Source organism: Streptomyces sp. NPDC012835 (assembly GCF_042900885.1).
Classification (GTDB): domain Bacteria; phylum Actinomycetota; class Actinomycetes; order Streptomycetales; family Streptomycetaceae; genus Streptomyces.
Window position 1 is genome coordinate 453,629 of record NZ_JBIBBW010000005.1, and the last position, 17,508, is coordinate 471,136.

The window sequence follows — 17,508 nt, forward strand, 5'->3', positions numbered from 1 at the left end:
TGTGCCCGTTGAGTGAGTCGATGGAAAAGAAGCTGTCCCAGGCGATGGCCGAACTGACCGCCGTGCAGGAGGCCGTCGCGCGGGCCGAGGGCGAACTCGGCCAGGCGTCGGCCACCATCCGTTCACGGGACCGCGCGGTGGAGGTCACGGTGGGCCCGCAGGGTGAGCTGACGGGGCTGAAGTTCCCGGACAACAAATACCTGAACATGACAGGGCCTCAGCTGGCCGCCTCCGTCATGGAGGCGGTGCAGGAGGGCCGCGCGCAGATGGCCCGTAAAGTGATGGAGGTCTTCGAGCCGTTGACGCGGACGGGCGGCGGCCGGACGGGCCTCAGAGGCGTGGACATCGACTGGGACCGGGCCTTCGGCTCGGCACTCGACGGCCCGGACAGCGGCAGGAGGCGCTCGACGGCCCGTCTGCACGACGAGATTCACGAGGACACGGACTGACTCCACGAAGGGAACGAGGGAGGTCATCATGGTCACGGGCAAGTACGTGGCGAACCCCGGCGGTCTGCGGCGCAGCGACGAGATGATGGAGTCGCTGCCGGAGCGGGCGAGGAAGATCCGCGAGGATTTCATCCGCGACTCACAGAGCTACCGGGGCTGGGCCGGTTACACGGACGACTTCGCGCTTGAGGTCATGCCGCAGTACGAGGCGAACAACGCCTCGTGCCTGGAGCTGGTCAGCACCCTGGGCTCCGCGTTCGTGGGGCTCCGGCAGGCGGTCTGGGCCAACGGGCAGCACATCGAGGGCGTGCAGTCCTACGCGCACGAGCAGATCGGGCAGCAGATGTCGAACCTGGACGGGGTGGGTGGAGACTCCGCCACCGGGGGCGGCAGGCACTAAGTGGAGGAAATCGACTTTCCGCCGGACGTCCGGACGATGCTCTGGGTCCTGATAGGGGAAATGCCCCTCCAGGCCAGAGAGAATCTGGCGTGGGAAAGTCGTCAGCTCTACCTCTCCCTGCAGAAGGGGCTGATGGACCTGCGCGCCGCCGCGCGGGAGACCATTCAGCTGGTCGAGGAGTCGTTGCCGCCGGCGGTCGCCCAGCCCTACATCGAGAGCGTACGCATGCTCACCGATGAGCCCGGCGGCACCGACCCCGTCCAGAAGCTGCTGTACCAGCTGGACGACCTCGCCAACGGACAGATCGATTACTCCCAGAAGATCCAGGGATCGAAGTGGGAGATCATCGCCGAGATCGTCATGCTGCTCGCCGAACTGGCGCTGCTGGCGGCGCTGATGGCGTTCACCGGCGGCGCGTCGGTGTCGCAGATGTTCCTGGCGAGAGCCCGCAGCAAGCTGGCCGTCCTGATGATCATCGACCGGCTGCTGCGGATGACGCACCTCGCGCCGACCCTCGGGGAGGCGCTTCAGGAGGCCATCCAGACGCTGGCGGTCCGGCTGGCGCAGATGGGTCTGAACTCCGGCCGCCGCAAGCCCGGCGGCGTCGACTGGTTCGACGTCGGGGTCGCGGGTGCGTTCGGCGCGCTCACCGCGGGCTTCATGGGCTTCCTGGAGAAGTTCCTGACGCCGATCAAGAACTTCTTCAAGAACCTGCTCGGCGACGTGTTCGGCAAGTTCAACATCAAGCCGGACAGTCTGCTGTTCAAGGGGCTGGTGAACGGTCCGCCGACGGTCGTCACCGTCTTCGTCGTCTCGGGCGCCGCCGAGAGCGCGGCCGAGGTCGTCATCAACGGGGCCTTCTACGACAAGTGGGACTTCAAGTGGGAGACCTTCGTCGGTTCCGGCCTCAGCGGCCTGTTCGACGTGGGTGCGGGGCTGGCCGTCGGCGCCGGCGCCATGGTCGTCTTCAACAACTACTTCAACAACAAGCCCCAGTTCACCGACCTCAACAAGCTTCCCGGACCCAACAGCCCCCTGGGGGGCGACGGTTCGGGCTCCTCCGGGTCCACGGACACGGGCGGGAGCGACGCGACCGGTCCGGGCGTCAACGGCTCGTCGACGTTCAAGAGCGCCCTGTTCACCCCCGGCCCGGCGGCCCCCCTCCCGAACACCACCGGCTCGACCGACCTCCCGGGCGGGATCGGCAGCGGTATCCACACGACACCGACGGCGCCGTACACCCCTCCGCCGTCCTACAAGCCCCCGACCACACCGAACACACTGCCCACCGGGGGCTCCAGCACGTCCACCACGCGGACGCCGGGCGGCGCGGGGGCCACGGGCGGCACGAACACCTTCGGCGGCACGAACGGCTTCAACAGCCCGAGCGTCTTCGACGGCTCGACGGTCTTCGACGGCACGAACGGTGTGACCGGGACGAGCGGTGTGACCGGTACGAACGGTGTGACCGGGACAACCGGTGTGACCGGGACAACCGGTGTGACCGGTGTGACCGGGACGAGCGGGTCGCAGGTCCCGTATCTGCCGCCGGTCACGTCGTCGGACTCCTCCTCGACGCTCTCCCCCTCCACCCTCCCGTCCTCGTCCCAGCCCGGCGCCACACCGCTGACCTCCGGACCGGCCTCCGGACGCGATTCCGGGTCCCCGTACGGTGCGGACACCGACTTCACGGCGCCGGACCTCGCGCCCGATACGACGCCGGACGTGTCGGGATCGCCGAGCGACCTCCCGCAAGGGGTCACGGCGCCGAAGGGCTCCTCCGCCACACCGGGCCCGGTCACCACGGGTGGTCCGAGCGGTACGGACGCGACGGCCGGTCCGGACGACGCGACGGCCGACCACGACGGGACGCGGGACGTCCAGGACGACCCCACCGGCCAGGACCTGCCCGCACGCGGAACGACCGGCCGGAACACGGGCGTCCAGCAGGGCACGGAGGACGGCACGCACCCGCGGGAGAGCGACGCACCGCCGGTCACCGACGCCGAGCCCGGCGCCGTCGCGCCGCCGTCACCCGTGGGCGCACCGGCCGGCCCGAACAGCACGGCGCCCGCCCCCGGAGCGCAGGGCGGCTCGACCGGTGCGCCGCAGGGCACCTCCGGAAGCGGGAACCCGTCGACGCAGCCGTCCCGGAACGACCCGGCGGACCGGAACGCCCCGGCCGATCCGTCGCTCCAGCAGGTGGACCAGGACGGCCGCCAGGACCAGGCGGACCAGGACGGCCGGGGGGATCTCTTCGACGGGCCCCAGCGGTCGGCCGCACCGCCGCCGGCCGGCGCGGACGCGCTCGTCACCGACGGGGCCACGGACGCGACCACCGTGCCGGGGCCCCCCGCGCAGGTGCCACCGCCCGCAGCGCCCGACGGGTTCCGTACCTCGTCCGAAGCTCCTCAGCTGTCCGGCGACGGCATACCCGTCCGGAGCGACGCACCGGCCACCGACGACATACCGGCGGACGGGGAGACGACCACCGGGCGGGACACATCCGTACCCCCGGCGACCGCGCCGAACCCGGGGCCGACGACACCGGCGGCCGACCCCACGCGGCCGGAGCAGGGGCGGACCGCCCGCGGCGCCCGGCCCGCGACGCCCGGCACCGACGACATCGCCCGGCCGCCGCGTCCGCCGGAGTCCGGTCCCGGGGCCGTCACCCCGGATGCCGAGGTCTCCCGGGCTCCCTCGGAAGCCGCCGACCCGATCGCGGCGCCCGCCCCCGTCAGGACCACCTCGGCCACGGACACCCCGCCCGCGCCGGGCACCGACGCGGCGCGGCCGGACACCGACCCGGCGCCGGCCCTCGAAGAGACCCCGCCCGCTGCGGCCCATGCCCTCGCCCCCGGCCCGGACCAGGGCAAGGGCAAGAGCGCGGATCGCGGCCCCGGCCCGGTCGGCGAGGCGACGCCGGACGGCATCACCGACCTCTTCGCCGTCGACCTCGCCATCGGCGACGCACGCCGGGCGCACGACGACGCCCGCACCGCCTTCGACCAGGCCGTCCGGACCGTGGACACCCTCAACCGGCGGGTCGAGAACGGCCTCGGCGGCACCGACGACGCCGGACGGCTCCGCGACGCGTGGCAGGACGTCGAGCGGACCCAGCGGGGGCTCGACGGAGCCGTGGACCGGCTGCGCGACCTCGGCGCGGACGCCGCCGCCGACGCGGCGGTGGCGTCGATCGTTCCGCGCGTCGACCGCACGGCCGCCGAACGGCGGCGCACCGCCGACCTGATCACCGCCGCCGACCTGCCCGGCGACCCGCCCCGGCTGGCACCCGACGACACCGTCACCCCGGACGCGCTGGCCGCGGTCGGCGTCACGCTGGGCGAAGGCCCGGCGCTCCAGGCCGCCCTGAACGGCTCCGTGCGCGTCCGGGACAGCGGGCTCGACCCCGTCGACCACGTGCGGCTGCTGATGAACCGGCCCGGCCCCTGGAGCGACGCGCTCGACGCCGTCGCGGCACGCGGCGCCCGCCGCACGTGGCGCTCCGCCTACGAGGACTTCGCGCTCGGGACGTTCCAGGCGGCCGCGGTCCCGACCGGCACGGACCCGGCCGAAGTCTGGCGGCGCGCGGTGTCGCTGGTGCTGCCGCTGGAGCTGCACCCCGTACTCGCCGACTCGCGCCACGCGCGTGGCGAGTTCCGCGACGCCGTGCGTCAGGTGGCCGAACATCTCGCCGTACACGGTACGGACGCCGTCTCGGGAGCCGACCTGGCCAGTCGGGTACGGCGCGAACTGGGCCTGCCGCCGCGCCTGTTGGGCGGCGCTCCGGGGGCCTCGCCGATGTCGGTGGGATTCGGTCCGGGGTCGGCGTCGGTGGGCCGGGACGAGCGGCGTGAGCTGAAGGCGCTGGCGGGCCGGGTGGCCGCCGCCGGTGCGCTGAATCTGCGGGCGGGACTGCCGGCGCCCGAGGTGGTGCTGACGGGGTACGGCCGGAGCGGCCGTTCGGCGCGGGATCGTGTGGACGCGGTCTCGGGGTTGTTCTCGGACTACTTGACGTGGGCGCTGCGTGACTCCGGCGCCGGTGACATCGCGGATCGGTTCGATATCGCGGTGCGGGTGGGGAGTGGCGGTTCGGGCCGGGTGACGGCCGAGGTGGTCTCGCCGCGGTACTCGGACGCCGTCGCCGAGTTGGAGCGGCTGAGGCTGCTGGCGGAGCCCGGCGGTGTGTTCGACGTGGACGCGCTGACCCGGCGCGTTCTGCACCTGGGCGACGGCGCGGCGGTGGACGGGAGCTCCCGTACCGCGTTGTTCGCGCTGGTGGAGAATGCGATGGCCGCCGGCTGGTCGTCGAGTGTCGCGGCCCTGGGCGCGTACCACCTGGCGGCGCGGGGTCTCTTGGACCACGAGCGCCATATCGTGCTGGCGGACGGTTCGTACCAGGGGCTGAATCTGACGGACCGTCCGGTGGGCGTGGTGGACACGTCGCAGGTGTGGCAGCGGCGCAACGACCAGCTCCAGGGTCCGCTGGAACCCTTGTGGGACGGGAACACGGGGGCGTATGTGGTGGTGGCCGAGGGCGGTCACGACCATGTCCTGATCCCCTGGGGCCAGGGCCGGTTGCGGGTGCCCTGGCAGGAGTTCGTGGAGCTGGCGGCCCGTGACACGGGTCTCGCGGCGCTTGCGCCGGGCGCACAGGTCGTGTTGGTGCTGAACCACGGTGGTGACCAGGGACTGGCCATGCCGAGGTCGCTGGCGTTCCGGACGGGCCGGGACGGGGTCTGGGCGCACAGCGGTCAGGTGGGTCTGATCCATGACGCGGCGTCCGGATTCAGCAGGATCGTGGTGGAGAACCAGCGGTCGCAGGGGCTGCCTCTGGGCGGCTGGTTCGGCAGTGACGCGCACGACCTGGGTCCGGACGGGATTCCCGACGAGGGTTTTGTGACCGCTCTGGACGGGACGGTGCTCCCGGACAGTTCGATCAAGACGCGGACGATCGCCGACGAGGGCCGGTCGTTCGGCCGCGTCACCATGTCGGACTCCGACCTGGTGATCAACGAGCCGGTGCTTGTGGCCCTCGACGAGGTCACCGGATTCTCCCAGTTCGATCCGGTGACCTCGCGGGAGATCGGTACCGAGGTCCCGCTTCTGGACGCGGGGCGGCCCGTTTATCACTTCTCTCAGCACGGGATGCCGATGCGGGGGGTGATGGAGGTGACGGACGGCCGCCCGCCCGTTCAGGTGGACGGTGTGGAGACGGGCCGGTTCATCAGGCGCCGGCCGAGTATGCGGAACCTCGGCCCCAACGCGGTGATCGACCTGGGGGCCTGCTGGGCCGACGCGCCCGCCGAGGACCTGCCGTATCTGACGGACGCGGGGCGGCTCCCGTACGTGTTCGACGTGCTGGGCATGACGTCGTACGCGCAGGGGGTGGCGAACGGCAGTGCCGCCGGGGTTCTGGCGGTGGACCGCGTGCACGCCTTCGTGCGGACCGGCGCGAGCCCGAAGACGGGTGTGCTGGTCGGGCCGTCGGGCGAGCAGGGGGTGCAGGTCCTGCTGCCCCCGGAGCCGGACGCGGCCCGGCTGACGCGGTTGGCGCAGGAGGCGGGGCTGCACTCCGGGCCGGGCCCCGCTTCGCCGGACGTGCTGGACACGACGTTGCGGCTGGTGCGGGCGCTGCGCCGGTCGTTCGGCGGGGAGGTGGCGTCGGACCCGTCGTTCCCGACGCTGCTGCGGGGTATCGGCGCGTTGGAGAACATGCGGGGGGCGGACCCGCATCTGCGGGTGGCGGGTCCGTTCACCCTGCACCATCTGCATCTGGCCGTGCACGCGCGCCATCAGCGCACCAGCGCCGACGCGCCGTCCCCCGACGACATCCGCCGGGTGCTGGTCGACGCGGCCGGCCAGGCGGACGAGGCCGCGGCCGGCCGGCTGACCCTCCACGGCTATACACAACTGCCGTCCTTCGACTATGTCCTGAAGCGGCTGGCCGGTCAGGACCTGTCCGCGCTGGCCGCCGACGTGCTGCGGCTGCCGGACCCGGGGACGGTCGGCCGGACGGACGTCAGCCGGCTGGTGTGGGGGACGGTCAAGGGCGCCGAAGCGCTGCGGGCCACGTCCGACCCGGTGGCGCTGGCGAAGAAGGTCCTGCACCTCCCCGCCTCGGCCGACCTGTCGGCGGACCAGGCCGGAGAGCGGCTGCTGTGGCTGATGGCGGGCGCCTCGGTGTCCGGGTTCGACCCGTCCGACCCGGCGGACCTCGCGGCATGGGACCTCGTACGCCAGGGCGCGTTGGACGACAGCACCCGCCTGGTCTCGCGCGGGGTGGCGATGGGCCGCAACTGGACCGGCCGGCCGGTCACCGGCGACATCGCCACACAGGGCTATGTCGTGTCGCCGGACGGCACGGTCGGCAACGGCACCCCCTACGCGCCGGTTTGGCCGGGAGAGCCGGCCGGCTCCCCGGCCGGCGCGTACGTGCTCTACGCCGACAGCACGAACGGCCACGTGTCGATGCCGTGGCCGGACGGCTCCAGCCGGTGGGTGCCGGGCAGCGAGATCGCCGCCCTGCTGCGCCACGACCGGGTCCACGAGCAGATCGCGCTCGCCGCCCCACTGCTCATGGTCGGCACACACACCCATCCCGTCGGTCTGGCGCAGCATGTCGCGGGCCGCACCGGCACGGCGCGTACCACTGTGCTGTCGGAGCTGCCGAGCGCTCCGGTCTTCGACCCGTCGCGTGGCGGGAGCGTGATCGTCCTGGCGGGCGACCCCGCTCAGCAGGCCGCTCACTGGCAGACCCGGCAGCCCGCCGTCCTGCCCGGCACCTCCGCCGAACAGGGCACCCTCCACACCTTCTCCGGCCGGGCGCCCACCGCCCTGCCGCAGGATGTGACGCAGCCGGAACCGCAGACGCAGGTGGCGGTGCCCGTGACCCCGGCGCCCGCGGACGGCGAGTTGTCGGAGTATCTGCGGGAGCACGGCACCCGGCACGACGGGCACATCGGTCTCGTCATCCACGAACCGACCCCGGACCCCGTCCTGGCGGGCCTGCACCGGCAGGTGATCCGGGCTCTCGGGGAGGACCCGGACAGCGCCACCGGCCAGGAGCTGCGGACCCGGCTCGCCGATGTGCTGAGCGCGGAGGAGGTCGAGCTGAACCGGCCCTATCTGCGCAGCCGTCAGGGCCACCGCATCACCGTCCGGCACGGCGACCGCGAGCGGTCGGTGGACGTACGCCTCGCCTACGCCGGCGCCGTGAAGTCCGCGAAATACGGGCAGAACGGCGATCAGCGCCCGCCGACCATGCCCGACATACAGGTGGAGCACCGGGCTTCGGGCGGGCAGGCGTCCTCGGACGTGGAGGGCTCGGGGAACGTGCGTACCGGCTCACTGCCCTGGACCGCGATCTTCCCGGTCGACGGCAGCGGGGCGCTGCGCTGGTGGGACGGCACCGTCAACGTGTCCGCCACGCACAACCAGCTCGCCCAGTCCATCACCGTCGGCGAAACGTTCCTGGTCACGAGCAAGCAGCAGGCCGAGGACCCCGCGCACCCGATCGACGTCGACGGGCGGTGGCAGGTCCAGGTGGACACGGACCGCGAGGACCCGACCGGCAACTGGCAGGGCGAGCAGTCGCACGGCGCTCTCACCATCTGGTTCCACGAGCACCTCGCCTTCGACGGCTCCGGCACCACCGACCTGCCGGAGGCCGGGGACGTGGGCGACCTGCCGCTGTGGGGTGTCGACAGCGTCGCCGAACCGCGCCGGCTGCTGACCGAGATCCTCCGCGACGACAACTTCCGCGATCTGCGCGGCCTGCCCGCGAACTCGCACCAGGCGCTGGAGAACTTCCTGCACGAACAGATGCTGCGGGGCACCCCGCTGATCCAGCGCGACGCCGGGGTGTTCTCGACGACGTTGCTGGACGGGGACGGCAACGCCGTCGGCATGCTCCAGCTGACCGCGCGGATCGAGCCGGGTGCCCCGATCCGCAAGAGCGCCGACAACAAGGCCACGCTGGAGACATGGCTCACGCACGCCTCCAACGTGGACCGGTCGGCGAAGCTGACCAACAGCCTGGGGGTCGAGGGCTCGGGCGGGCCGACGCTCACCTCCGACCACGGCGCGGGGCACCCGCGTGCCGCGAACTCGGTCGGCGGCAACGTCATGGGCAAGGCCGGGGTCAGCCTGCAGATGAACGAGGGGCTCAACACCGTCGAGAGCGCGACGATGATGCACGGTCTGCGCACCAAGCGCAGCCATGTGCTCGCCCCGGGCCGGGTCACCTACGACGTGACGCTGCACCGTGCCGGTGGCGGCCGGGTCACCGGCAGCTTCGGGCCGTGGGACGACGGGCTGCGGCTACGGATCGCCCAGCGGGCGACGATGGAGGGACACGCGCCCACCGCCGAGGAGGTGCGGGAGCTTCCCGAGCACCTGGAGAACCTGGAGAGCATCGGCTACGCCGAGACGCCCCTGAAGGTCGAGGGGACCGACGCGATGTTCGCGCGGGCCGAGACGTGGCTGCGGCAGGAAGGATTCCTGCCGCCCGTCGACGCCCGGCGCAGGGCGCAGGCGTTCCGGCTGGACGAGCCGCTGGTCCTGGCGCAGCTGGAGAACCTGCGCCGCCTGGGGCAGATGCGCTCGCAGCTCGGCCTGGCCGCGTCGATGCCGGACGCGGTGGACGGCGGGCAGCCGGTGTGGTTCAAGCATCCGAACGCGCTCACGGGCACCCGGCGGGTGCAGTTGCGGTTCTCCGCCACCCGCGACACCGCGCGCCCCGCGGTCCACGCGCGCAAGCTGCCCGATGTCCACCACGTCGGCTCCAGCTCGCACGAGGCCAGCGGCCTGCGGCAGCGGAGCACGGCGCTGAGCGGTTCCCTGGGCGGCGGCGGAGCCGTGAGCGTTCCGCTCGCGGACGGCGACTGGTCCCTGACCCCGGGGGCGGACTACCTGGGCACCGGGCAGCTCACGGACACCGCGAACAGCGGTGACTCGGTGGGGTACGACCAGTTCCTCATCTCGTCCACGAACGGCACCGAACTGTTCCAGGTGCCCGCCAGGCTCGGCCTGGACCTGTACGAGGGCGACGCCGACGATCCGCACGTCCGCTTCGGCGACGTGGACGGCGACGGTGACGGCGTCACGGACATCGCGACGGCCGCCGACGGGACACTGCTGCGGGCCCCGGGCGCCACCCCGCACACCGTGCCGGGCACCGTGACCCTGCTCGTGCCGCACTACCGCACCCACGCGCCGGACCCGAGCGCCGCGCCCGCCGGGCCCCGGCCGGGATTCGTGATCCGGGAACCCGTCACCGACGGCGGGCCGACGGACGACCAGCGGCGCCTGGACCTGGTCGACGACCGTGGCCGCCCGCTGCCGGGACTGACCAGGCTGCCGGAGGGGGCGATCGTCGACACCTTCCGTGCCACCTCCGCCCTCATGGAGGCCCTGCGGCAGATCATCGCGGGGAGCCACCCGGGCCACCCGGAGCAGGGCCCGGTGGGCCGGGCGGTACGGCGTGCCTCCGTGACGCTCACCGATCTGGCCACGGAGACCGTCCGGCGGGGATCCGCGGTGAAGGAGGCGCTGCCCGGGAGCCTGACCGGCGCCGTCAACCGGGTCGGTACGGCCGTCAACTGGGCCGCGACACCGGTGACCTGGGCGGCCAGGACCTCCGCCGAAGGGGTGGCGGCGACCTACAAGTGGACGTCCGTCGCCGTGGCGGGCGCGTCGCTGAACGACCAGGGCACCCTCGCGACCGAGGCCAGGCACGACGCGATCCGGCCGTCCCAGCTCATCTCCCGCGCCGCGCAGATCCTGGGCGGCATGCACGTGGTGGAGGGGCTGACGCTGCCGGGCATGGCGGCGGACCAGACCATGATGCTGGAGATCAGCGGCTATCTGTCCAACCCCCGCCTCCTGGGCTCCGAATCGCTCTACTCCGAGCAGGACATCACCACCGGCGACACGGCGAACCGGCAGCGCGCCGTCGGCCGCGTCCACCAGGGGAACGTCCAGGCCACCGCGGTGCAGGCGGCGCCGACCCCGCCCGAACGCCTGGTCCACCAGGCCAACCCGATCGGCCGGTACAGCCACTCCCGCCGCGCCGACGACACCAGCACCGTGGGCTCCACCGCGAAGATCACGCACGCCTCGGAGGAGATGGGCGACAAGCTGTGGATCGGCAACGACCTGACGCTGCTGGTGACGGTCAAGTGGGGCGTGCGCAACGTGGCGGGGAACGCCGTCGGCCTGGGCGGCTTCGCCCCGGTGACGATCGCGATCGACCTGTCCCGCGCCGTGACGTACCTGAGTCCCACGCAGACCGTGGCCCGGATGGCGGAGTGGTTCCACGGCATGCCGGGCGTCCCGGCCCTGACGCTCCCCCCGCCCAGCGTCCCCCTTCCCGCCGGGTTCGCCCGGACGCGCCAGCTGGGGAAGGCGAGCGTGCTGTCCGTGACGCAGCTCGACGGCACGACGAACCGCAGGGAGCGGCGGGACCGGCTGCGCCGGGAGCTGACCACGCTGGTGGAGAACGAGGCACCGGGCACCCTCCAGCCGGGCCACGCCTCCCACCTGCCCGGTGTGGTGACCGAGATCGTCCGCCGCACCGGGCCCGCCGGGCTGCGCGCCCTGCCCGGACGCGGTCCCGGCGGCTTCGCGCGCTTCCACTTCCTCCACGTCGCCTACGGCGGGGCGCGGCTGGTCGAGGTGACCCTGCGCGCCGAGCCGGTGATGCAGACACCCGCCCTGCGCGGCGTACGCGGCCGGCCGGCCGCTGAGGGCAGCGGCCTGGAGCAGGTCGACGCGCACATCTCCCAGGCGAAGTCGACGTCCTCCGCCGTCACCACGACGCGGCAGCTCACGGCCAACGCCATCTCCCGCTATCCGCGCCCCGGTGCCACCGGGCGCACCGACCGCGAGGGCCCGTCCCTCGGGCTGAGCGACGTCAGGACCCGCACCGGCCGGTCCGACGTCGCGGCGGAGGACCGGTTCTGGACGCGCTCGGGACGCGCCGCCGACTTCGAGGTCGACTACCGCTTCACCGCGTCGGTCCGCTCCCAGCTCGTATGGACCTGGCCGTCCAACATCCCCGGCGGCATCTTCCAGAACGGGCTGCTCAACCTGTCCCGCCTCGAAGGGGACCTGGCCCAGCGGGTGCGCACCTGGGCCGGGCGCCTGCTGCGGGGCCGGCCGACGAGCGTGGCCACCGTGCAGGCAGCGACCGTCCTGCGGTTCATCGGCTCCGAGGCCGTGGAGCCGCGGCAGCACACCGGCCCCCGGCCCCCCGCCCTGCTCACGCGCGAGCCACTGGCGTTGTCGGCGCGCGAGGCCGCGGCTCTGGGCACACTGCCCTTCCCGGCCGGTGCGCGCCTGGTGCCGACCGGGCCGACGCCGGTGCACGCCTCCAACGCCGCCCCGCAGCTGATGCAGGCGATGCTCCAGGTCGCCCCGCGCACCACCGCGTCCTGGGGGCTGCCCGCGAACGCCTCGGCGGAAGCCTTCGCCGTCCGCCTGGGCGAGCTGGTCCAGGCCGGCGAGATCACCCTCGACCCGGCACGCGTGGCGGCGGGCCTGACCACCACGATGCCCGGCAGCTGGCCGCTCCAGAGCCCCGACTCCGCGCCGTCCCTACAGATCACCCTGCACAACCCGCGACCGCTCAGCGACGCCGGCGACATCGCCGTGGACCGGGTCCGCAGGCAGGTCAGGACCTCCTCGACGACCTCGTCGGCCGGGAGTTCCTTCGTCCTGAACCTCCAGGGCACCTACGCCCTCCAGAGCGGCAACTTCCATGTGCTGGGCCTGACCTTCCCGCTGGCGGCGCAACAGCCCCACACCGAGTCCATCGGGGGCAACGCGTCCGCCTCCCGCTTCACCAGCCTGCGCACCGGCACCGCCGCCGCACCCGCGGACCGGCGGGGCACGCGCGGCCACGAGACCCTGGTCGACACCGTCATCACGGTGAACGGCCCGGAGGGCACCCGCTTCGTCACCGGAAGCTCCACCGTGCGGCTGTGGGAACGCGACGTGCTCGGCTTCGGTGTCACCGAGCCGCGCCCCGGCCCCCGGATCTACGACCTGCCCGCGATGCTCGCCGACCAGGACGCCGACGACCTGCGGGACTGGGCGCGGCACCCGGTCACCGACCTGCCGGAGGTGCTGGCGGACGGCATCGACGCGCAGGACGCGTCGGCGGAGCTGTGGCTGGCGCTCGGAGCCGACCCGGACGGCACCCGGCTGGCCCGCGCCCTGTTCGTCGGCTCCCGTACGGCCGTACTGTCCGGCAGGCCGGTCGAGCTGGTCGTACGCACCGACCAGGGGCTGCGCCGCTGGCCGTTCGCCGCCGACGGCTCCCTCGCCGACACCACCGAGGCCACCCACGACACGTGGGAGGGGATACGGGACGACGTCGGCACCTACCTCCACGCGGTGCGCGCCGAGGCGACGGGGCGGCACCTGGAAGCCACGCTGGTACGGCGGCGGCCCGGCGCGCTGCGGGCCCAGGAGTCCACCGGCCGCGCCGTGGACACCGCCACCACCGCGCACCGGGAGGCCGACCGGGTCCACACCGGAGCCGTCAGGACCGCCGGGGCCGCCCGGTCGCGGCTCGACGGGGTCCGGGACCGGATCGGCCGGACCGAGGCGGAGATCGCGCGGCTGGACCGGGCCGCGCGGGAAGCCGGGGCACAGAACGACACCGCCTCGCAGGAGGAGCTGCGGCTGCGGGAGCCGTGGCAGCGGGCGCTGGCCGAGGTGGAACGCCTGGAGCAGCTCATCGAGAACTCCCCGGAGAGCGGCCCGGCCGCCGACGAACGGGAGAGCGCCCTGGAGGCGGCCGAGGAACGTGCCGACGCCATACGGGAGCAGGGACTCGCCGCCCGGCAGCGGCGTCAGCAGTACGCCGCCGCGATGACCGCCGCCCGCGAGGAGGCCGCCGAGCTCAGGACCGGCCTGGCCGAGACCCGCGCGCAGGAGAGGACCCTCGCCCAGGAGCTGGCACGCGCCGAGGCGGCCGTGGCCCGGGCCGAGCGGACGCTGCGGCAGGCGGACGGCGACCTGCGACGCGAGACCAGGGCCCGTGACGCGGTCCGGGACCAGGTCCGCGGGATCGAGCGTGACCTGCACGCGGTCCGGCAGGACCTGAGCGAGCAGGCGCGCCGCCACACCCAGGCGTGGGAGCGGCTGCCGGATCTCGTGAGCACGCTGGCGGCCGGTCGCGGCGCGGAGGGCACCGGCACCGGGCCGTCCCTGCTCAGCTCGCTGTCCTCGGCGCCCGCCCGGCCCACCCGCACCGGCCGGTTCGGCGGGCAGCCCCTGTCGGCGCCGCCGGCGGCGGACCGGGCCGAGGGCGGGACCGAGGCTCCCGCCGTGGCGGTCCCGTCGTCCGTGGCGGAGCCGCGGACCACGCTGCCGGCCGCGGAACGGGCCGACCTCGTCACGCTCCTGCCCGGGATGTCCGATCAGGAACGGACCGCCCGGCTGCTGCCGCTGTCACCGGAGGACCGCGAGGCGCTGGCCTCCGACCGGGGGCTGGTGGCGGCCCTGCGCCGGGACCTGCCCGCCGACGAGTTCGCCCGTACGGCCGCGCTGCTGATGGTGCATGTCCCGGCCGGCGTTGACCTGTCCGTCTCGGCGGGGATCGAGGCGCGGGCCCAGGTGGCACGGATGCTGCGCTCCCCCGCCGCGGCGGAGCGGATGCTGAACGAGGGCGCGCGGATGACCGTGGTCCCGAAGGACGCGGCGATGACCTCGCTGGAGGCGTTCCGCACCCTCCAGGGGGAGTCGACAGAGGACGCGCGGCCCTTCGACACCGAACGCGGCGCCCAGGTCGACGGACACGTCGCGGTCTCGGAGGAGAACCTTCTGGGCACCACCACCAGCGTGCCCGGCGCGGGCCTGTACCACGACGGCTACTCCACGACGACACACGAGTTCGCCCACGCCGTCCACCGCTACGGCCTGACCGACGGCCAACGGCGTGCCGTCACCGAGGCGTTCGGCAAGAAGGCGCGGGAGGGCAGCCGCGCGGCATGGCCCGACGGGGCGCTGTACGACGCCACCGGCAAGCACCGGAACTACTCGTCGCGGGACGAGTTCGAGTACTTCGCCCAGCTCACCAACGTCTACCTCGGAACGAACACCGGGACGGACCCGTACACCGGCCTGCCCCGCAACAACGGGGCGCGGTGGGTCCGCGACCACGAGCCGACGCTGCTGCCGCTGCTGCGTGAGCTGTACGGCACCGACCCGAGGGGCATCCACCCCTGGCGGTCCAACCCCCGTCAGGAGGAGGACACCTGGGCGGGCTTCCGGACGCTGTGGGACGAGGCGGAGAACGCGTACCAGCCGCAGCCCCACGCCCCCGTTCCGGCGCCCCGGCAGCCGGCCGGGCCCGCGTCCACGACGGCGACGGCCGTGTCACGGGACTCCCTGCCGTCGCCGCTCGGTCGTGGTGAGCTGACGGAGATGGTGCGCCGGGTGGCGGGCCGGGGGCGGACGACGGTGCTGTCCGTGGAGCAGTGTCTTGTGCTGTTGGGGGCGTTGCGGGACGCGTTGTATCCGGGGGGTGTGCGTCCGGCGGTCGCGCTGGACGACTCGGTGGTCGGCGGAACCTCGGCGGCGTCCTCGCTCGCGGTGGGCCCCGGCTGGCGCGGGGTGCGCTCGTGGGGCGCGGTGGAGGACGCGGTCGCCGAGGCAGGGCCCGGTGCGGTGGCGTTCGTGCTGGCGCGGCGGCAGGGTGGCGCGCTGGGGCACGCCTGGGCGGCGTACCACCTGGGCGGGGCGCACGGTGTGGTGTGGGTGGACCCGACGGCCGGTGGGGACCGCCAGGTGTCGGCGTTCCCGCCCGGGATCGCGGCGTCCGACGCTCAGGCGGTGGTGATCGATCCGGCGGGGCGGGTCGCCGAGGGGGCGCTGCCCGAGTTCGCGCAGTCGTCGTCCACGACGCACGCGGGGCTCGACGCCGCGCTCGGGCACGAGTACGGCGCCCTCGGCCTGGAGGTCGAGAAGCGCCAGGTGTTCTTCATCACCGGCATCGGCGACGTCCTCTCCAAGCAGGTGCTGGCCACCGCCCCCGGCTTCAAGATCGTGACCGACCACGGCGGGGTCTGGCGGACCCCCGACGGACGGCTGCACCTCACGTACCCCACCCCGGCGCGGGGAGAGCCGGTGCCCGAGGAACGCAGCTACCTCATCGGGGAGATCGTCGTCGAGCCGATGGCGGTGCTTCCGGGTGAGCGCAGGCAGTCCCCGGAGGAGGCACTCGCACGGCTGGAGCGGGTGGCGCGGGTACTGGACGCCAGGGACCAGCCCGACGCCCCGCCGGCCTCGCTCGGTGATCTCCTCCCCGCCGGGGACGGCTGGACGACCACGGCGCTGGGGGCGAAGGCCGTGGTCGGCCCGACCCCGGTCAGGTCGAACCTGGCCTATGTGCAGCCCACCACCGGGTTCCCCGCGCTGGGTCTGAGCGTGCTCCAGGACGCGGCGGTGGACCGGCTGCCGAAGGGGCCCATCGGGGCGGTGGAGGCGTCGGGCCGCGAATTCGGGATGAAGGTCACCGCGGACTTCGTGCGCGCCTTCACCGGCCGGAGCGATGTGCCCGACCTCGCCGTTCCCGTCCTCTCGGTCATCCCGGACGTCGACGACATGTGGGGCTATCTGCGGTTCGCCTACGCCCACACCGTCGCCAGGCCGACCGGCGCCATCCTCAACCAGGCCCCGACGGCGTTCATGGCCAAGAACGGCCTGGCGGTGGCGTCGCGTCCCGCGCTGGACCGCGTCCTGCGCGCGCTGCGGCCCCGCACCCGGACCTTCCTCAACATGCACCACGACGGCATCAGCGGACATCTCGCCGTCGTGCTCGGGAAACTGCTGGAGCTGTACCGGAAGGCGCTCACGCCGGACAAGCCGCTCTTCCCCGGGTTCTTCGACGCGACCATCGGCGACGTGCCCTCCCCCCGGGAACACGTGTCGTCCGTGCTGACGGGACGGACCTCCGAGGGCAGGGTCGTCACGCAGAAGCAGATGGTCGACATGGACGACGACCAGTATCCGACGCTGGACACCGATGACGGCCGGCTGGAGATTCCGCTGGTCCTCACGGAGCTGCGGCACTTCGCCTACAACGGTCAGCTGATGACGCCGGAGGACATCCGGCGGGCCGTCGCCGAGTTGTCGCAGCTCAGCCGGGAGGCGTACCAGCGGGCCGAGCGGTTCGCCGCCCCGCTGCCCGAAGACGTCCTTCGCGAAGCCATGGTGCGGGTTCTGGACAATCCGGCCGTCCAGGGCCTCGCCGCCTTCGTGCAAATGGCGCTGATGGCAGGGCTGCCGCAGGCCGCCGGCGGATCCAAGAGGCTGATGTCGGTGGGCGACAGCCAGAAGGTCGCCCGCGCGCTGGGCGCCTACGCCCTGGGCACCCCGCTGCCGGTCGGCGTGCACCAGGCGCTTCGGACCGCTGTCGACGAGGCCGCCGGTCATCTCGACAAAGCTCCGCCACAGCTCCAGCCGCGCCTCCGGGCACTTGTCGAGACGGCGCGCGGCGCCCTCGATGTCCTGGCCGATCCCGAGCGGACACCGCCGGTGCTGCCGTTGCTGCCGGAGCTCGTCGCGCTGGACGGGTCGCGGGTTCCGCTGGACCGGGTGGTGGTGGACAAGCACCGTGATGCTGGTGGCCGGTTGGTGGGGGTGTCC

General features: G+C 73.5%; 3 protein-coding genes. All 3 read left to right on the forward strand.

The window, feature by feature from the left end:
- The first annotated feature begins 20 nt into the window (after positions 1 to 20).
- A complete protein-coding gene (locus ACFY6S_RS23495; protein WP_388824804.1) occupies positions 21 to 449 on the forward strand; it encodes a YbaB/EbfC family nucleoid-associated protein in 429 nt (142 codons plus the stop codon).
- 28 nt (positions 450 to 477) lie between these two features.
- Complete coding sequence (locus ACFY6S_RS23500) at positions 478 to 849, forward strand: hypothetical protein (protein WP_388824806.1); 372 nt, start codon at positions 478 to 480, stop codon at positions 847 to 849.
- A 36-nt stretch (positions 850 to 885) separates the two neighbouring features.
- Positions 886 to 17,508: lonely Cys domain-containing protein (locus tag ACFY6S_RS23505; RefSeq protein WP_388824809.1), on the forward strand; the 16,623-nt coding region annotated here is incomplete at its 3' end.

Coding starts and splice junctions, on each gene's coding strand:
- ACFY6S_RS23500 (WP_388824806.1), top strand. CDS start 478: ATGGTCACGGGCAAGTACGTGGCGAACCCCGGCGGTCTGCGGCGCAGC.
- ACFY6S_RS23495 (WP_388824804.1), top strand. CDS start 21: ATGGAAAAGAAGCTGTCCCAGGCGATGGCCGAACTGACCGCCGTGCAG.